At 73.7% G+C, this 17,877-nt stretch carries 14 protein-coding genes; 8 read left to right on the forward strand and 6 right to left on the reverse strand.

What is annotated here, in order from left to right; all coding sequences use genetic code 11:
- Nucleotides 1-249: 249 nt before the first annotated feature.
- A complete protein-coding gene (locus K2224_RS31675; protein WP_221910617.1) occupies nt 250-438 on the forward strand; it encodes a hypothetical protein in 189 nt (62 codons plus the stop codon).
- Between the two features lie 107 nt (nt 439-545).
- Here K2224_RS31675 and K2224_RS31680 read toward each other — a convergent pair whose 3' ends face one another.
- From K2224_RS31680 to K2224_RS31695, 4 genes are all read right to left on the reverse strand, one after another.
- Complete coding sequence (locus tag K2224_RS31680; protein WP_221910618.1) at nt 546-1,280, reverse strand: IclR family transcriptional regulator; 735 nt, start codon at nt 1,278-1,280, stop codon at nt 546-548.
- 477 nt (nt 1,281-1,757) lie between these two features.
- Nucleotides 1,758-2,951, reverse strand: coding sequence for a helix-turn-helix domain-containing protein (locus tag K2224_RS31685; RefSeq protein ID WP_221910619.1), 1,194 nt, complete (start codon nt 2,949-2,951; stop codon nt 1,758-1,760).
- Between the two features lie 250 nt (nt 2,952-3,201).
- Nucleotides 3,202-3,885, reverse strand: coding sequence for a hypothetical protein (locus K2224_RS31690; protein ID WP_221910620.1), 684 nt, complete (start codon nt 3,883-3,885; stop codon nt 3,202-3,204).
- Nucleotides 3,882-6,254: a beta-ketoacyl synthase N-terminal-like domain-containing protein gene (locus K2224_RS31695; protein WP_221910621.1), complete on the reverse strand. Its 2,373-nt coding sequence runs from the start codon at nt 6,252-6,254 to the stop codon at nt 3,882-3,884. The genes K2224_RS31690 and K2224_RS31695 overlap by 4 nt, the downstream gene beginning before the upstream one ends.
- A gap of 224 nt (nt 6,255-6,478) precedes the next feature.
- Here K2224_RS31695 and K2224_RS31700 point away from each other — a divergent pair, with 224 nt between their 5' ends.
- The 4 genes from K2224_RS31700 to K2224_RS31715 are packed head-to-tail and all read left to right on the forward strand — an operon-like array spanning nt 6,479 to nt 13,919.
- Entirely contained in the window at nt 6,479-7,159 is a 681-nt protein-coding gene (locus K2224_RS31700; RefSeq protein WP_221910622.1) for a maleylpyruvate isomerase family mycothiol-dependent enzyme, read from the forward strand.
- Nucleotides 7,160-7,185: 26 nt separating this feature from the next.
- Nucleotides 7,186-8,571 carry an acyltransferase domain-containing protein gene (locus tag K2224_RS31705; RefSeq protein ID WP_221910623.1) on the forward strand — a complete coding sequence of 462 codons (1,386 nt, stop codon included), beginning with the start codon at nt 7,186-7,188 and terminating at the stop codon, nt 8,569-8,571.
- Between the two features lie 33 nt (nt 8,572-8,604).
- Complete coding sequence (locus K2224_RS41480; protein WP_221910624.1) at nt 8,605-13,473, forward strand: SDR family NAD(P)-dependent oxidoreductase; 4,869 nt, start codon at nt 8,605-8,607, stop codon at nt 13,471-13,473.
- On the forward strand, nt 13,470-13,919 hold the full coding sequence (locus tag K2224_RS31715) for a thioesterase family protein (RefSeq protein ID WP_221910625.1): 450 nt from the start codon (nt 13,470-13,472) through the stop codon (nt 13,917-13,919). Before K2224_RS41480 ends, K2224_RS31715 begins: the two co-directional genes overlap by 4 nt.
- Before the next feature lie 63 nt (nt 13,920-13,982).
- On the opposite strand, the gene K2224_RS31720 is transcribed toward K2224_RS31715, so the two are convergent.
- Complete coding sequence (locus K2224_RS31720) at nt 13,983-14,612, reverse strand: TetR/AcrR family transcriptional regulator C-terminal domain-containing protein (protein WP_221910626.1); 630 nt, start codon at nt 14,610-14,612, stop codon at nt 13,983-13,985.
- Between the two features lie 86 nt (nt 14,613-14,698).
- Between K2224_RS31720 and K2224_RS31725 the strand changes: the two genes are divergently transcribed.
- From K2224_RS31725 to K2224_RS31735, 3 genes are all read left to right on the forward strand, one after another.
- A complete protein-coding gene (locus tag K2224_RS31725) occupies nt 14,699-15,127 on the forward strand; it encodes an ester cyclase (RefSeq protein WP_221910627.1) in 429 nt (142 codons plus the stop codon).
- A 191-nt stretch (nt 15,128-15,318) separates the two neighbouring features.
- Nucleotides 15,319-16,050: a class I SAM-dependent methyltransferase gene (locus K2224_RS31730; protein WP_221912071.1), complete on the forward strand. Its 732-nt coding sequence runs from the start codon at nt 15,319-15,321 to the stop codon at nt 16,048-16,050.
- Between the two features lie 135 nt (nt 16,051-16,185).
- Nucleotides 16,186-16,653: a hypothetical protein gene (locus K2224_RS31735; RefSeq protein ID WP_221910628.1), complete on the forward strand. Its 468-nt coding sequence runs from the start codon at nt 16,186-16,188 to the stop codon at nt 16,651-16,653.
- A 27-nt stretch (nt 16,654-16,680) separates the two neighbouring features.
- Here the strand turns inward: K2224_RS31735 and K2224_RS31740 are convergent, their stop codons facing one another.
- Complete coding sequence (locus tag K2224_RS31740) at nt 16,681-17,856, reverse strand: NAD(P)/FAD-dependent oxidoreductase (RefSeq protein ID WP_221910629.1); 1,176 nt, start codon at nt 17,854-17,856, stop codon at nt 16,681-16,683.
- Nucleotides 17,857-17,877: the final 21 nt, after the last annotated feature.

Consider the following 17,877-nt stretch of genomic DNA (forward strand, 5'->3'; position numbering starts at 1 on the left):
TGCGGCACGGAAGGCGCGGAAGGAAGACGTGTGAAGGAAGCGGAGGAAAGCGGAAGGAAGCCGTGTGAAGGGAAAGGCGGAGGGACGGGCGAAGGGCCGGGGCGGGAGGCGCTGTCCGGAACGCGCCGGGGCGGAACTTTGGCCAACACCCGCGCGTGCGGGGGAATTTAACTGATTTCCTGGTCACCGTACTGCCGCGGGCTGCACCATGTCGCTGACGACAACGGGTCGTCGGAAAGGTCGAGGCTCATGGCGGAACGCGATACGGCTCCAGAGGACAACGACGTCGACGGAGCGTCGGGGAACGAACGGGCGGGCACCGCGCCGTTCCATGCGACCCGGGCCGCCCGGCTCACCGCCGCGATAGCGGCCGCCCACCTCGCCCCCGTCAAGCGCACCCCCAAAAGGTCCACCAGCGCCAACCCCTGGATCCGGTGAGCGGCGTCGCGTCCCGTCCGCCGCGCTGCGGCGGGTGACGCGGGGCCACGCCGCAGCGCGCGAGGACCGGTATCGGCAGCGGCGGCAGTGGGCGGCAGGCGGCGGGGTCAGTTCAGGCAGCGGGCCGCGGTCGACAGGGCGTGTGCGGTGCGGCGGACCTGTTCGACCAGCGTCGTCACACCCACGCCCGGGCATCCGCCGCCGATCTCCACGGCGGCCACGACCCGGCCGGCCCGGTCGGACACCGGGGCGGCGGCATGGAACACACCGGCGCCCCAGGTGTCGGTGTGCACGGCGATCCGGCGGCGCCGGATGTCGGCCAGGCACCGTTCCCAACCCGTGACCGCGGTCGTCCGGCCGATCCCGCACGGCCGCTGCGTCTGCGCGAAGGCCAGCAGTACGCGTCCCGCGGCCGTCTTCCCGGCCGGCAGCCGGTCGGCGTCCTCGCCATCGTCGTCGAGCCGGTCGTGCCCGTAGATCCGCTCGACGAACTCCACCTCGTCGCCCACCAGCACGCCCAGGCCCACCATCTGGTGGGTCCGCTCGTAGAGTTCGACCAGGTGGGGCAGATACCAGCGTCGTGGCAGGGCGAGGGACGGCCGGGCGGGCGCGGGCGGCCCGGCCCGGGGTGCGGCCAGGCCGAGCAGATATCCGGTGGCGCCGCGCCGCGCCAGTCCCGCGTCGCACATCGACGCCAGCAGCCGGTGGGCCGTGGTCTTGGGCAGCCCCGTACGGCCGGTGAGTTCGGTCAGGGACAGGGGAGTCGTCGACTGCGCCAGTTCGGCCAGGAGGGCGCCGACCCGCTGTACGACATTGGTCGTCCGGGGAGGATCGCCGGACATCCTCGCCCGGTCGGGAGCATGGTCCGGGGCTCCGGACGCCACACTGAACACCACATGTACACCTCTGATATGGGTCCTGCCGGCCCGCCGCGGCCAGGAGGCGGCTCGGGCACCTGCAACGACCGGGTCGATCCGACTTCTCGCGGGTTCCCGGGGACCTGAAGCGAACCCGGGCGACCTCGGCGAACTTCGGCGAAGGAGAGCGGTCAGGCCACCCGCCCGGCATCTCGCGCTTCCTGGCCAGGCAAGCAGCCGGCTCTCTGTCCAGTCGACCCCGGCCCGCAGACGAGGGCAACCCCTTGCGCACAGCGCATGGTTGCGTGGCCGGCGCCCGGTCCGCGACTGCATGTGCCACCGGCCAGTGCGGACGACGCACGCCCCCGGCCGTGAGACACGCGCCGGTGCAGAAGCCCAGCTGGGCGGGGTGCGTGGCGGCCCCAGGGCTGGGCAGGAGTGTAGGGGAGGATGCCGCCGGTGTCAGCGCGACGGGGCGGGCGGCATCGCCGAACGGTCGAGCAGCGGCCAGAGTTTGGCACGCGCGTTGGCGTCGGCGCGGGCGGCCAGCTCGGCGGCGAGCCGGCAGGCGGTGGGGTTGTACTTGACTTCCTCCTCGCAGGCCTCATCCATCTGGATCAGGCTGATGACCGCCGAAGGAATGTCGGAGACCGCCAGATAGACCTTGCTGAGCTGTAGGAACGTCCGGGTTCGCCAGTCCACACGGTGGCGGGCGGCGGTCAGGTCGAGGGCTTCGGCGGCCCGCAGCGCCTCGCGGTCGCGGCCCGAGGCGTGTTCCACGGCCATCGTGGCCAGGACGGCCTCCTGGGCGACCGCCTGCCCGTGCGCGTCCCCAGGCACCTCGGCGCAGAGCGTCCGCGCCTCCCTGAGGAGGCCGTTGGAGCGGTCCCAGTCGGCCTCCCTGGCCGCGATCTGGGCACCGGCGAGCAGGGCCGACACCTTCCACGCGGTCCCGCGGCCGCCGGCGTGCAGGGACTCGGCGAGCGCGGCCAGTTCGGCCCGGGCCGCATCCAGCATCCCGCCGTCGGCCAACGCACATCCGTACCGCATCCGCAGCGCGGCGATGGTGTCGGGCTCCCCGGACGCCAGGGCCGCGGACAGTCCGCGGTCGGCGGCGAGCAGGGCGGCGGTGGTGTCGTGCATGCGGTGCAGGATGACGGAGGCGAGGTGGTACGCGTGCGCCCCGGTCCCGGCCTGCCGGCCGACCCGCGCGGTCCAGGCGGTGCCCGCCAACAGCCCGGGCAGCACCGACATCCCGAAGCTGTAGCGCTGGGACCGTTGGTGCCACGCGTGCCAGGCCCGGTCGACCGCGTCGGCGACCGCTTCGGCGGTTCTGCCGACGGGCGGGTCGGACGGTCCGCCGCCACCGGTCCGGTGCCGTGTGAGAACGGCGTCGCGGAGGGCGGAGCAGGGCGGTCTGCGCAGGGCCGGCGGCATGGCGGCCGGCGCGCCCAGGAACTCCGACAGGTCCTGGATGCCCAGCACCCGGGCCAGTTCCAGCAGCACCGGGAGGTTCTGCAGGGGCCGTTGTTGCCGTTCCACCTGCCGCAGCCATTCGCCGCTGCGGCCCACCAGCTGCGCGAGCACCTCCCGGCTCATACCGCGGCGCAGCCGCAGGAGTTCGATCTTGCGTCCGATCGGCACCGCCATCGCCATCGCCCCAGTCCTGTCGTCGTCACAACGAGGCTGACAGGCACCTTCGGCCGCTGCGCAGGCATGTCGCGGGCCGAAGGAAACCGGGCGCTGTCCGCCTACCGGATCTCCATTGAGCGACAGCCGCCCGGGAACGGCAACTAACAGTATGAAACGAGGTGTTGAAAGCCGTGCAAGATCAGGCAGGCGAGGTGTGGAGGAGCGAGGAGGCGAGGGGGCGTGCGGGTGGGGCGGGCCGCGCCGGGCGGGACGCTCAGCCCTCCGGGCAGGCTCCGGCCCGTGCCCGCGGCGCGTACCACAGCGTTCCCTCATGACCCGGTGCGGGTACCCGCACCGGGAGCATCGCGGACTCCGTACGTGCCGCCCGGAGCGCCGGCAGACCGCCCGAACGGTGCAGCGCCAGGGCCCGCGGCAGCGGCGTGCCGGTCAGCTTTGACCACGCCTCGATGCTGGTCCAGGTCCGGCACAGCTGATGGGACGTCAATGTTCCCGTTGTGCACGACAGTTGTCCGCCGATCATGCGGAGCAGATGGCGAGCGGCGGTGGCGTCGGGGACGGCCTCGATGTCGAGTCCGAGGTCCCACACCTCGCTGACGGCCACGCTCAGCAGCACGGAGGTCGCGGAGACGGAGACGGCGAGCTGCGGATGATCCGGCAGTCGCGGTGGCCGGGCGGGCCGGTGGACGATCCTCATCCACCGCGGATCCTGGTCGAGCAGCCCTCCCAGGGCGCGGCGCAGCGCGATGCGACGGGCGGCGAACGAAACCCGGGCCCGGGGAACCAGCCTGGCCAGGGCCGCTCGGTCCGCGGGCGCCAGTTGGGCCGCCAGCACTTCGGGTTCGGTCCCGACGAGCCGGGGAAGCGGGACGTGCCGCATCCTCAGCCGGCTGCCGAGCGGTGCGGCGCCGCCGTTCGGGACGGCTCGGGCGGTGGTCATGACACGGCCACCGGGGCGGGTTCGTAGTGGAGGCGGGCCGTCCACGGGTCGGCTCCGGTCAGCGTCCCCTGGCCGTGGTGTTCCACGGCGGCCAGTAGTCTGACCAGCGGGTCCGCCCCCAGATAGGTGCGGTCGGCGAGCGCTCCGGTCGTGGGCGGAGCCTCGTCGGCCGTCGTGGCCGGCCGGCCCCCTCCGGTGTCGGTCCGCAGATACGCGAGTACCGGAAGGCCCTGGGCCGAGGCCACCGAGGCGCGGCTGAGGGCGAGCACGAACGCCCCCTCGGCGAGGGCCCGTTCGTGCGTCCACGACTCGGTGGCGAGCCGCAGTTCCCGCAGGGTGTTGCCGTTGACGCCGGCGACCAGGGCGACGTCGAGCGTACGGCCGCGCAGCAGCAGGTCCGCGGTGCGCAGGGCCGCCAGGCCGGAGTCGGGGCCGGTGTCCACGGTCATGTTCAGTCCTCGGTAGTCGCGCACGGCGCAGACGCGGGCGGCGATGATGTTCGGCATCAGCCCGGGCAGCGTCGCGTCGTCGCCGGCCGGCACCGCGTCGAGGACGGCCCGCTCGACCGCGGCCCACTCCGGCGGCAGCCCGTCGCAGGCTCCGAGCACACGGGCGACGGCGAAGCGATGGCAGCGCAGGGCGTAGTCCAGGGCGTGGCGGGTCGGTCCGGTGTGCCCCACCACGACCCCGGTCGTGTCCCGGAGTTCGTGGCAGGTCGCGAGAACGGCCGGGGGCAGCTTGCCGACCGCTACGGCGGTCATGAGCTGGGCCCGGTCGGTGCCGGTCAGGGCCGGGGGCGGCAGCGGCACCTGGCCGAAGGCCGGCAGCGGGTAGCCGTCGCGGTGGGCGAGGGCGGGCGCGGGGCCGCGCCCGGTCAGCCAGGAGGTGACCGCGGCCGCGTCGGGGCGGCCCGGCAACTCCGTGCTCCAGCCCACCAGGACGGTGGGATCCCGGCCGGTGCCGGCCACCGTGGACACCGGTGGCGCGCCGGCGGGCTGCTCGGCACCGGTCAGGACGACATGGGCGTTGGTACCGCCGAAGCCGAAGGCGGACACCCCGACGTTCCGGGTGGGCAGGGGAGTGGCGACGGTGGGTACGGTGAGACCGCTCACCGTCACCTCCGGGATCGGATCCCGCACGAAGCGCTGGGGCGGGGCCAGATCGTGCTGTAGACCCGTCACGGCCTGGATCAGCGACACCGCCCCCGCGGCCCAACCGGTGTGCCCGAGCAGGCTCTTGTTCCCGGTCACCACCGCGCCGTCGGCGTGCGCCGCGGCTCCGGCGAGCGCGGACAGCTCCACTCCGTCACCCGCCGGGGTCCCCGTCGCATGGGCGACGATCCAGCCCATGTCTCGGGCCACGACGCCGGCGGCGCGGTGGGCGCGCTGCACGGCGCGGCGCTGCCCGTCCGCGCCGGGGGCGTAGATGGCCTGCCCGCGGCCGTCGCACGACAGCCCGACGCCCCTGACCACCGCCAGCACGCGGTCCCCGTCGCGCTCGGCGCGGTCCCGGGTCTTCAGGACCAGGGCGGCCGCCCCGTCGGAGAACAGCACGCCGTCCGCGGAACGGTCGAACGCCCGCACCGCCCCGGACCGCGACAGCCCCTGGATCTTGGCGAACAGCACATGCACCCGGGGCACCAGCGCGAAGGCACCCCCGCACACCGCCGCATCGCAGTCCCCCGCCAGCAGATTGCGGATCGCCAGGTCGAGCGCGTACAGCGAGGAACTGCACGCCGTGTCCACCATGACCACCTCGGTGCGCGGCGGGAGCACACCCGCCACGGCGGCCCGGCCGATGCGGTGGGGGAGGAGGGCCTCCAGGCCGGCACCGGCCCACGGATATCCCGGTCGGAGCCGGGCGCACCACTCCTCCTCGCGCGTGCCGCCCGCCCGGGCGAGCCGGTGGGCGTAACCGCGCAGCACATGCTGGCGTTCGCCCTCGTCGCTGCCGTCCGGGGTGTAGCCGAATCCCGCGAAGACGCGGTCCCGGGCGGTGATCCGTACACCGCGTACGGCCTGGTACAGCGCCTCGCGCAGCCACAGGACGGAGGGCTCGGGCAGGGGCACCGCGTTGTCCTCCAGGTCCGCGGCCAGCTCCGGGCCGGGGCGGAAGTCCTTGATGAAGCCCGAGACGGGCACGTAGGCGCGGTCGACGGCACGTGGGTCCGGGTCGTGGAAGTCCGCCATGTCGAACCGTTCGGGGTGGGTGAAGACCGACCGGCTGCCGTTCAGCAGCCGCCACATCTCCGTCGGACCGGCGGCGCCGGGCACCACCGAACCCATGCCCACGATGACGACGGGACCGGCGGCGTCCTGGTCCGACCGGCCGTGCGAGGAAGGGGACTGTGCCATGTCGGACTGTGCCATGTCGCTCTCCTGGTTCCGGCTGCTGCGGCCCAGAGCACGTCTGGCACTCCACGGTGTGGCCGACCGTCGTGGGCACGGCCAAACGCGGATGGAGCTTGTGACCGTACGGAAGTTGCCGCGCCGGCCCAACGGAAGTTGCCCGCACTCCGTTTGCCGCCCCTGGGCCGGAAGCCTGCTGCCATGGGAGGGCCAGGACGCTCCATCCCCCCACCGCCGGGAGCACCGTGAGATCTCCAGCCGAGTCCTATCGCGCCTCGTTCCACCGAATCCGGGCCCTTGTCGGGCGGCTGCCCGCGCAGCGGTTCGACACCCGTGTCCCGGCGTGTCCGGAGTGGTCGGTGCGCGACCTGCTCGCCCATCTGGTGGGCGTCGCCGACGATCACGTCGGCGGCCGGCTGGACGGTGCTCCCGGTCCTCTGTGGACGCACCGTCAGGTACGCGAGGGCCGCTGTCGTTCCCCCGCCGACCTGTTGAACCGCTGGCAGGAACTCGCCGCCGAAATACGGCCGTTGCTCCACGGCCGCACCGCACGCACCACCCTGGTCCACGACATCGTCCAACACGAGGCCGACCTCCTGGCGGCCGTGGGCGCCCCGCAGCCCCTGCCCCGCGACGCCTGGCTCCCGCTGCTGGACGACCTGTGCCGCACCGCCGACTCCTGGATGGAGCCGGACGGTGTCCTGGTGATACGGAGCGCCGGCCGCAGCTGGTGGATCGGGCGGGGCCCGCACCCGACGGCGGTGTTGGACGCCCCCGCCTTCGAGCTCTGGCGCGCCTTCTTCGGGCGCCGCAGCCTCCGCCAGATGACGGCGTGGCCCCTGGAGGGCACCGACCCGGGGCTGGCCCGCCTGCCGCGCTTCCCGCCCCGGGAGAGCGATCTGGCCGAAGACCTTCCGCAGTCATGACCGACCCGTACGGCAAGGAGCCCGCCATGGCACAGACCGCCCTGCTCTTCCCCGGCCCCGGGTCGTTCCTGCCCGGCGCCCTGTCCGCCCTCGCCGCTCCCGGCAGCGCGACCCTGCGCACCCTGGAGGCCGTGGACGCCGTCGCCGTCGAGCACGGCTGGCGGCCCGTCACCCCCCTCCTCACCGCTGCCCCCTCGACCCCATCCGATCCGACGCCCGACGAGGAACGCTCACTGCTCTGGCTGGGCTTCTTCGCCACCTCCCTCGCGCTGGCGCACGAATCCCCCGAGGCCAAGGTCGAGCCCGAGGTGCTGATGGGGCACAGCGGCGGTGAGATCACGGCGCTGGCGGCGGCCGACGCCTTCTCCGCCGGGGACGGGGCCCACATCCTCGTCGCCCGGGTGACGGCCCTGGCCGCGGACGCGACGGCCGGCGGCGCCATGACCGTGCTCGACGCCTCCGCGCGCCGCGCCGCGGGCCTGGCGACGGCCGTCGGCGACCGGTCCCTCGCACTGGCCGTGGACAACGGGCCGCGGCAGAGCGTGATCAGCGGGAGCACCGCCGGCGTCGCCCGCCTGGAGGCCGCCGCGACGGCGCTCGGGTGGCGCACCCGTCGCCTGGCCATGCCGTACACCCTCCACAACCCCCGACTCGCCGACGCCACCGAACGTTTCCTCGACGCGATCGCCGACCTCCCGCTGCACGGACCCCGGCTGCCCGTCTACTCCCCGTTGCTGAAGAAGTTCGTGGTGAGCGCCGCGGACGTGCGGGCGGTGCTGGCCGTCCACCTGATCCGGCCGGTCGAGTTCGGCCGGGCGCTGCAGCGCCTGTACGCCGACGGGTTCGACCGGTTCGTCGAGTGCGGGGCCCGCTCGGTCCTCGCCGACCTCGTCGGAGAGGTCCTGCCGCTCGCGGCGCAGTCCGTCACCCTGCTGCCCCGGCGCCTCACCCGCGAGGAGTTCAACGACCTGGCCGGGGGCCGCCGCCTCCCCGAGGCCCCCGGCCTGCACGAGACCGAACTCCCGCGGACCGAGACGGAAACGGAGGACGCGGTCCGGGCGCAGCCCGCGCCCACCCCCGCACCCGCGTCCGCACCGGCACCCACGTCCGCTCCCGCGCCCCACGCGGCCGCGCCGCCCGCCGCCGGGAGCCTCCCCGCCGACGACGAGGAGCTGCACCGCCAACTGCGCGCCGTCTACGCCTCGGTGCTCCAGTACCCCGAGGAGGTCTTCAGCTCGGACGCCGACCTGGAAGGGGACCTGGGCGTCTCCTCCATCAAGCAGACCGAGATCTTCGCCCGCCTGCTGGACCGCTTCGACCTGCCCACGCCCTCGGCGGACACCCGTGTCTCGGCCTACCGCAACCTGGGGCGCATCGCCGGCCTCCTGCGGTCCCTCGCGGAGGACTCCTGACGCACCCTCATGCCGACCCCTGCGAGGCACCCCGTGACCGACCGCGCCGACACCACCCGCCCGCCCGAACCGGCCGTGCCCGGCCTGGCGCGGGACCAGCACGTGGCCGTCGTCGGCATGGGCCTGGTCGTCCCCGGCGCCGACACCCCCGAGCGCTTCTGGGCACTCCTGCAGTCCGACGACACCGCCCTGACCGCACCCACCCGCTTCCGCGCGGCCCCGCTGACCGCGTCCCGGACACCGGGAGAGCACAGCACCGGCACCCGTGCCGGCTTCGTCCGCACCTTCGCACCGCACCCCGTCCTCGCCGCGGAACGCTCCGCCGGCGACCTCGACGACGTCCCCGACGAGACACTCTGGCTGCGCCACAGCGCGCTGCACGCCCTCAACGGAGTGACCGTCCGGCCCGACGACCGGGTCACCCACGCCTTCGGCGCCTGGAGCCACAGCACCCAGGCCATGGAGGACACCCTGGTCGCGGAGGGGATCGCCGACCTCATGGCGCAGGAGTGCGCCGACGGGCGGTTCGCGCGACTCGCCGCACACCACCGGCACCGGGGCCGGCTCGGCGCGCACTTCCGGCACGCCCGGCGGCGCCCTGCCGAAGCGCTGCCGCACACCGTGCTCGCCCGCGCCCTCGAAGGACTCACCCCCGACCCCCGCGACACCTTCCTCGTCGACGCGGCCAGCGCCTCGTCCCTGTACGCCCTGCAACTGGTCTGGGAGCAACTGCGCGCCGGCGCGACCGACGTCGCGTTGGTCGGCGGCTTCAACAACGTCGGCCGGCTGGGCATGACCCAACTCACCGCCTTCCACGGCATGTCCGCCTCCGGCCGCCTGCGGGCCTACGACCGCGCGGCCGACGGCACCCTGTTCGCCGAGGCCGCCGCTGTCCTCGTACTCAAGCCACTGGGCCGCGCGATCGCCGACCGCGACCCCGTCCACGCCGTCGTCGGTGCCGTCGCCACCGCGGGCGACGGCCGCGGCACCCATGTCGCCGTCCCCAACCCCCGCGGACAGACCCGCGCCCTGACCGCCGCCCTGACCACCGCCGGGCTCACCGTCGACGACCTCGCCCGGGTGGTCGGCCACGGAGGCGGCTCGCCCGTCGGCGACCGGACCGAACGCGCGGTCCTGACCGAGCTGTGGCAGGACGCCCCTCTGGAATGCACCTCGAACAAGCCGCACATCGGCCATCCGTCCTGGGCGGCGGGCGCCGTCTCGGTCATCCACGCGGTCCTCGCTGTGCAGCACCGGCGCCCGTCCGCCGCGTCGCCGCCCGGCCCCGCCCGCCCGCGCGCGGCCGCCGGTGTGACCGCGATCGGACTGGGCGGGGCCAACGCCCACGCCGTCGTCTGCGCACGGCACCACGCCCCCGCCCAGGACCGCAGCCGCCCTCCCCTCCCCACCGGCCTCGTCGTCGTCGCCTGGAGCGCCGTCCTGCCGGGCCACCCGGACCGCCGACGCATCGGCCACCTCCTGCGCACCGGGACCGCACGGCGCACCTACTCCGCCGCCGACCTCGACCTCCCCTTCGACATCACCCGTCTGCCCCCGGCACTCCAGCCCTCGCTCGACCCGCACCAACTCCTCGCCCTGGACGCGGCCCACGCCCTGGTCGCCGCAGCCGGCGAACTGTGGGCCGCACACCGCGGCACCACCGGCGTCATCGCCGCGCTGCCGCTTCCCTCCCCACGACTGGCGGCCGTCACCCTGCGGTCCGCGCTCCCCGAACTCGGCGAACTGCCCTGGAAGGGAAGGGACTTCGATGCCTGGGCACGCGTGCGCGCCCACCTCCGGGAGACGCCCGTCTCCGAGGAGACCATGGCCGGCCTCGTGCCCGGCGTCGCCGCGGGCCGGGTGGCCAACCGCTGGGATCTGCGCGGCCCCAGCATGGCCCTCACCGGCCCCGAAGCGGGCCGAGCCGCCCTGGCCGCCGCGGCCGCGCTGCTGGCCGCCGGCCGCCTGGACATCGCCCTGGTGCTCGGCACCGCCCTGGGCACCGGACCGCTGTCCGCCGCCCTCGCCGAGACCCCGCCCGATGCGCTGCGCGAGGGGACCTTCCTGCTGGCCGTCACCACCGCCGACCTCGCCGCCCACACCGGCCTGCCCGTCCTAGGCACGCTCAACGACCCTGCGAACACGCCCACTTGGACCACGACCCGCACCGACCGCCCCACCGCCTACTTCGGCATCGACCCCCTCGCCGACACCGTCGCCCGACTGGCCGCCCCCGCCGAGCCCCCCGCCGAGCCCCGCGCCGATCCCTCCGCCGCCGTCGCACCCACCGCACCCCCTCGCCGACCGGAGGACGACGAGATGCCAGGCACCCTGCCCCTCCCGGTGAACGCCCAGCCGCCACACCTCGGCCGAACAGGGCCCGCCGCCCCCGCCGCCACCCTGCGCACCGCGCTCGTGCTGCGCCGCTCCGCACTGCCACCCGCCGACCACGGCCCGGACCGCGTCGGTGCCTTACCCCCGGGCTGCCTCGTCCTCACCAACTCCCACGCCCTGGCCGCCACCGTCGCCCCGCGCTGCCGGGCCCGCCGGGCACTGCTCGTCAGCACCGACGACACCGACGGCGCACCGCCTGACGGAGCCCGCCGTTGGACGGGCCCGCCCGACGGCGCCGCACTGGCCGGAGAACGCCTGGCCGCCCTGCGGCCGCACGTCCGCGTGCTGGTCGACGTCCGCCCCGAAACAACGCCCTGGCCCGGCCCCGCCCCCACCGCCCTCACCCGCCTCCACGACGCCCTGCTGACCGCGCTCAAGGGCTTCGGCCCCCGCATGGCCGACGGCTCCCTGGCCGTCGTCGTCCACGACGCCCTCACCGCGGGCCTCGGCCACCCGCACGGAGCCCTGCTGACCGGCATGGTCCGCAGTCTGGCCTGGGAGCTGCCGCGCCGGCACACCCTCGCACTCGTCACGGACGCGGCACCGCGCCAGGCACTGAGCCAACTGGCCACCGAACTCGCCGCCGACCGCGACCGCCCCGTCGTCCACTACAGCAACGGCACCCGCCTCACCGAACACCTCCTCGCCGCCCCGCTGCCGGCGGACCGCGAAACCGGCAGCCCCCTCACCGCGGACAGCGTGCTCGTCGCCGCCGGCGGCGCCCGCGGCATCACCGCCACCATCCTCCGCGATCTGGCGGCCCGCCACCGACCCACCATCTGGCTGCTGGGCACCACCCCCATCGACGGCATCGGCGACGACCTCGCCCTCGCCGCCCCCGAAGCCGAAGGGACCCTGCGCAGAGCGCACATCGCCCGGGCCGTCTCCGCCCGGCCACCGCGCAGCGTCGCCGCGGCCAACCGGGAGTTCACCGCGCTCTGGCAGGGTCGCGAGGTGGTCGCCAACCTCAGGCGCCTGCGCGCCCTGTGCGGCGCCGACCGGGTGCACTACCTGCGCTGCGACATCACCGACGCCGCAGCCACCGCACGCGCCGCACGCACCGTCCTCGCCCACCACCCCCGGATCGACCTGCTCATCCACGCGGCCACCCGCAGCCGCCCGGCACTGCTGGCGGCCAAGACACTCCAGGACGTCCACCACGTACTCGACACCAAGGTCGGCGGCTACCTCAACCTCAAGGCGGCCTTCGCACCGTCACCCCCCGCCCTCTGGTGCAACTTCGGGTCCGACGTCCCGCTCTTCGGCTTCCCCGGCGACCTGGACTACGTCGCCGCCAACGCCTTCCTCGGCGCTGCCGCCCGCTACGACTCCGCACTCGGCACCGGGCGGGAGATCACGATCGGCTGGGGCCTGTGGACCGAGTCCGGCTTCGCCGCCGGAGAACTCGAACGCGAACGCACCCGCCGCTTCGGACTGGCCACCGGCCTAACCGACGCCGAGGGCACCGCCGCCTTCCGCAGCGAGATCGCCGACCCCCGCACCCTCGAAGCACACCCGCTGTGGACCAGCCCCAGCGAACGGGCGCTGGCCGAACGCCACTCACCGGGCATCACCGCCGCCCTGCACCCCGACCCGCCGGCCTCCCGTACCCTGCTGGGCGCCCCCGACCGCCAAGGCGCCGACCACGCCGAGTGGACCTGGACACTCGACCCCCACCGCGACACCTACCTGCTCGACCACACCCTCGACCAGCGCCCCGTCCTCGCCGGAACCCTCTTCCTGGCCCTCGCCGCCGAAGCCGCCGGCGCCCTGGCGCCGGGCGCCCCGCCGACCACCCTGGAGAACGCCCGCTTCCACGAGTACGTGTGGGCCGACCCCACCCACCCCGGCCCCACCAAGTACCGCATCACCGCCCGCCGTAGCGGCCCCACCCGCATCCAGGTCGCGATGCTCTCCGACATCACCGCGCCCGACGGGAAGACCCTCGTCAAGGACCGCAGGCACGCCGGCGTCGACATCCGCACCCCCAACGCCACGGCAACCGCACCCCACCCCGCCCACGGCACCGACGGACAGCCCCCCGCCACCCGCCTGCGCCGGCTCGACCCGACCTGGCAGTCCCGGTCCCCGCTCCGCCTCTTCGGCCCCTTCCGCAACCTCCTCGACGTCGAACAGACCCCCACCCACATCCACGCCCGCTGGCACACCCACCTCGGCCCGCACGACCCCTACGCCCAACTGCCGCTGCCCGCCCTGCTCCTCGACGCCATGGTCCGCACCACCTTCTTCAACGCCGGCGAGCCGGAGCACACCCATATCCGCGTCCTGCGCGGCATCGACCGCATCGAACTGCCGACCGCCTGCTCCGACCGCGAGCTGTCCCTGCGCCACCCCGAAGGCATCCCGCTCACCTGCGACCTCGCCACCGACGACTGCACCGCGACCACCCCCTCCGGCCGGCTCGTCGCCCGTCTCACCGGCGTGGACACACCTGCCGTCGCCCGCATCGCCTCCCCACCCGTACGGACCCCAAGGACCCCGCGATGACCCGCAGTTACGACATCGAACTCGTCGCCACCACCGGTGACACCAACATGGTCGGCAACGTCTACTTCGCGACGTTCTTCAAGTGGCAGGGCATGTGCCGGGAACTCTGCCTGGCGGAGCACGCGCCCAAGTACCTCCAGGAACTCGACGGCGAGAACACCGCACTCACCGAGTCCGCGTCCTGCACCTATCGTGACGAACTCTGGGTGGGGGACCGCGTCTCCATCCGCATGACCATCCCGTGGATCCGACTGCACCTGATGCCGCTGCGGTTCGCGTACCACCGCATCACCGACGAGGGCGAACAACTCGTCGCCACCGGCGAGCAGATGATCGCCTGTATGCGCAAGCACGGCCGCACCTTCTCGCCCGGCCCCTGGCCCCCCGAAATGCTCGCCCTCGGCAGCTACCTGGGAGCCGACATCCACCGCGCGTTCACTGCGTGACCTGCGCCGGGCCGTGTCACAGCACGCGCCCGCTCCCGCCCCCGATGTCGCCGTCGCCGTCGCTCAGCGACGCAACCCGGCCAGCAGGGCGTCCAGTGCGAGGTCGAAGCGTGCCTGGTGGTCGTCGGGAGTGCCCAGTCCGCCCTCGACGGCGGCGGAGAGCGTGGGGAAGGCCGTGACGTCCAGGGCGTGTTCCGGTCCCGGGTCCGGTTCGGGGTGACCGGGAGTGGTGGCGGCCTCGGCCAGACAGTGCCCGATCACCAGCGTGCTCACGGAGTTGACGATCCGCATCGCCTCGACCGGTGCGATACCGGCGCGCCCGAGCGCGGCGGCGGTGTCCTCGACTGCCTGGAGCGCGGCGGGTGACTGGACGGGCCGGGTGGCGATCAGCACGATCACGCCGGGGTGCCGCAGCAGTTCGTCCCGGAAGGCGACCGCGAAGGCCCGCAGCTCTCGCGGCCAGTCCTCCGCCGGATCGCCGAAGGACGGTCGGACGGCCGAGACCACCCGCTCGACCAGACCGTCCAACAGGGCTGCCTTGTTGGGCAGATAGTGGTAGAGCGTCATGGCCTCGACGCCGAGTTCGGACCCCAGTCGCCGCATGGACAGCTTCTCGATGCCGTCCCGGTCGACCACTTCCAGGGCCGCGTCCAACACCTTCGCAAGGCTCAGCCCCGCCCGTCTGCCGGTCATTTCCGCGCCCGCCTCCCTTGACGTCCTTACGCCGTAAGGCTCATAGTACTGCCCATCGGATTCTTACGGCGTAAGGGAGGCCCTGAATGGGCGTCAGTCAGCACAAGCAGCTCGTCACCGACTTCTTCACCGCACTCGGCGAGGCCCGCATCGACGACCTCGGCAGCTATCTCGCGGCGGATGTGGTGGACCACAACAAGATCATCCACGGCGAGCCGGACGAGCCCGGCGCGGCCTTCGACGCCATCGCCGCGCAACTCGCCGCCCTCGCCCCCTACCGGGCCCGCGTAGACGAGTTGATCGCCGAGGGCGACAAGGTCGTGGCCCGGATCACCCAGAGCGGCGTAAGCTCCGGCGCCCATCCCCGCATGCCCGTACCGACCGGCCGCAGCTTCGAGAACGAGGCCGTCTTCGTCTTCACCGTCGCCGACGGCCGGATCAGCGAGATCCGCGGCGTCTCCGACCGCCTGGGCCTCTTCCTCCAACTCGGCTGGAACTGGCCGACCACCGACTGAACGCGCTGCTTCCTCCGGAGCCCCGTCCTGCGGTCAGAGGGTCGAAATTCGCCAAACGTGACGTCCCCGCATCGGAATTCGCCGCTGCTGGTGTGTCGAGTGTCGTGTCGATTCCCGGCCGTGCCACAGTCACCGCGGCACAACTACGAACAGGGGAGATCACCTTGACCGACCGCATATCACCGCGACCGATCGCCCGGCGGCAAGGGACGTATGGCGTGGACGCACCCTATATCCCGGCGGTTTACGGCGCCGTGGGCATCGGGCTGCTGGCGTGCGGCATCGTTCTGCTGACCGCGTACGGTCTAGCCTCCGCGCTCGGGGCGCTCCTCTCCGGCATCCTGGTACTGGTGTCTGCGGGCCTGTATCTGTACGTCACCCGCCGAGGCAAGTTCGTCGTCTGGGAGAATCTCCTCGACGGACTGGCGCTACGCGGTGACGAGCACGTACTCGACCTGGGTTGCGGGCGTGGCGCGGTGCTGCTGGCGGCAGCCCGACGCCTGCCCGAGGGCCGGGTGCACGGTGTCGACCTCTGGCGCAGTCAGGACCAGAGCGGGAACGACCCGGCCGTCACCCGACGCAACGCACAGGCGGAGGGCGTGGCCGACCGCATCGAACTCCACACCGCGGACATGACCCGACTTCCCTTCGAAGACGGCCAGTTCGAAGCCGTCATCAGCAGTCTGGCGATCCACAACATCTCCGACGCGGCCGGGCGCACCGCGGCCATCGAGGAGGCGGTACGGGTGCTCCGGCCGGGCGGCCGCCTGGTCGTCGCCGATATCCGCAACGCCCGCCAGTACGGCGCCGACCTGCAACGGCTCGGCATGCGCGACATCACCCGCCGTGGTGCGGGGGCGCGCATGTGGTGGAGCGGCCCCTGGATGCCGACCACGGTCGTCTCCGCCACTAAGCCGAGCTGACCCGCGTTCGACCCCGGGCCGGGCGGATCGCCGGGCATCTGGTCCGCGGGACCCGTCCCGTCAACCAAACGGGCGTCGAACGCGTCCTATCGACGGCAGCAGTCCGCCGTCCGCACGACAGAAAGCCCGGCAGTCATGTCCTTGCAGACTCGTCGCCGCTCCCGTGGCACCCTCTATCTCGCGCTGGGCGGGCTCGCCCTGGCCGGCCTCGGGTTCGGCGGCGGACTGTGGGCCAAGGACCACACCGTCTGGTTCAAGCGGTTGCGGGGCGGAAACGCCTGGTCCCTGACCTACCAGGGTGGTGCCGCCGGCGGCCGGGGCCAGGCCACCGCCGTCCGCTACCGCTTCAACCCGGACAGCTTCAGGCCGGCCCACCACATCGCCCGGCTCGTCCGCACACCGCTCCCGTGGAGCACGCAAGTGCTGGTCAACACCGGCGAGTTGGCGCGGGTCGAGGTGGAGCCGGACGCGCACACCGTCGCGACCTGCCGCATCCTTCTCGACGGGGTCCGGGTCGTCGCCGAGGGCGCGTCTCCGGCTCCCGGCCGTCCCGCCGTGTGCCAGGTCACCACCAGCAGCACACCGGAGAAGTGGCCTCGCTGACCCGAAGAGCCGCCCAGCCGTCCCACGTCAGTCCGCGCTGCCGGCGACGGTGCGCAGATCGACGCCCCAGTCCAGTTGGGCGAGCAGCTTGTCGTCACCGGGGCGCGCGGCCGCAGGGGCCCCGCCGGTGCGCGCCGGAGGGGTGCGGGTGCCGCGGGACAGCTGTCCGCTGACGGTGATGTTGTGCTCCACGCGGGGCCGGCGGCAGGACTCGTACAGGGCGAGCGCGCTCTCCGGATCAGGCGTGTCCCGAAGCGACTTGGCCAGGATGACGGCGTCCTCCAGCGCCATCGAGGCCCCTTGGCCCGTCGCCGGTGAGGCCGCGTGCGCGGCGTCGCCGATGAGCAGCATCCGGCCGGAGCGCCAGGGCGTGCCCGGCGGCAGCTCGGTGGCGTTGGTGGCCATGATGCCGTCGGTGGAGGCCGCGACGATGTCCGCGGCGGGCGTGGCGTCCTTGCGCAGCGCCGCGACGAGGCGTTCGCGCCAGGCGGCGGGGGCCGGGTCGGCGAGTTCCGCGGCGGTGATCGCCCGACCTGCGACGCGGGCGAACCAGTACGTTTCCCGGTCCGGCGAGACCGCGTAACCGAAGGCGGCGCTGCTGCCCCGCACCATGGTGATGAGGCCCGTGTCCTCCGCCACCGGGGCGCTGCGGGTGTAGCCGTAGAAGACGGACTGTCCTGCGTAGACGGGCTCGGCGCCCGGCGCGATCGACCGCCGGACGGTCGAGTTCAGGCCGTCCGCGCCGATGAGCAGATCGCCCGTCGCGACGCTGCCGTCGGCGAAACGCGCGGTCACCCGATCCGGGCCGTCCGCGACGGACAGCAGCCGGGACCCGTGCGTCATACGGATGCCGCGGCGGATCGCCTCGGACTGCAGCGCCGCGTTCAACTCGCCGCGGCGGATGCACCGGTACCGCAACCGCGCGTCGTCGGCCTCGCCGAGCGGTACACGGGCCACCTCGCCGCCCTGGTCGTCGAGAACCCGCATCCAGGGCAGCGGAAAGCCGATCGCGGTGACCGCATCCGAGGCGTCGAGCTGCGCCAGGGCACGCATACCGTTACTCGCCAGGGTCAGGAACGCCCCGATGTCCTCGGCAGTGTCGGGATGCGCCTCGTACACGGCGACGTCCAAGCCTGCCTTGTGCAGGGCCAACGCGGTCGCCGTACCGGCGATGCCGCCCCCGATGACCAGTATGCGTGTCACGTTCCACTCCCATTCGTCCTG

It is taken from the genome of Streptomyces sp. BHT-5-2, assembly GCF_019774615.1.
Lineage (GTDB): Bacteria > Actinomycetota > Actinomycetes > Streptomycetales > Streptomycetaceae > Streptomyces.

What these genes read in the sequence shown, in the direction of transcription:
- K2224_RS31675 (WP_221910617.1), top strand. Translation starts at nt 250, where the DNA reads ATGGCGGAACGCGATACGGCTCCAGAGGACAACGACGTCGACGGAGCG.
- K2224_RS31680 (WP_221910618.1), bottom strand. Translation starts at nt 1,280, where the DNA reads ATGTCCGGCGATCCTCCCCGGACGACCAATGTCGTACAGCGGGTCGGC.
- K2224_RS31685 (WP_221910619.1), bottom strand. Translation starts at nt 2,951, where the DNA reads ATGGCGATGGCGGTGCCGATCGGACGCAAGATCGAACTCCTGCGGCTG.
- K2224_RS31690 (WP_221910620.1), bottom strand. Translation starts at nt 3,885, where the DNA reads ATGACCACCGCCCGAGCCGTCCCGAACGGCGGCGCCGCACCGCTCGGC.
- K2224_RS31695 (WP_221910621.1), bottom strand. Translation starts at nt 6,254, where the DNA reads ATGGCACAGTCCGACATGGCACAGTCCCCTTCCTCGCACGGCCGGTCG.
- K2224_RS31705 (WP_221910623.1), top strand. Translation starts at nt 7,186, where the DNA reads ATGGCACAGACCGCCCTGCTCTTCCCCGGCCCCGGGTCGTTCCTGCCC.
- K2224_RS31715 (WP_221910625.1), top strand. Translation starts at nt 13,470, where the DNA reads ATGACCCGCAGTTACGACATCGAACTCGTCGCCACCACCGGTGACACC.
- K2224_RS31720 (WP_221910626.1), bottom strand. Translation starts at nt 14,612, where the DNA reads ATGACCGGCAGACGGGCGGGGCTGAGCCTTGCGAAGGTGTTGGACGCG.
- K2224_RS31725 (WP_221910627.1), top strand. Translation starts at nt 14,699, where the DNA reads ATGGGCGTCAGTCAGCACAAGCAGCTCGTCACCGACTTCTTCACCGCA.
- K2224_RS31735 (WP_221910628.1), top strand. Translation starts at nt 16,186, where the DNA reads ATGTCCTTGCAGACTCGTCGCCGCTCCCGTGGCACCCTCTATCTCGCG.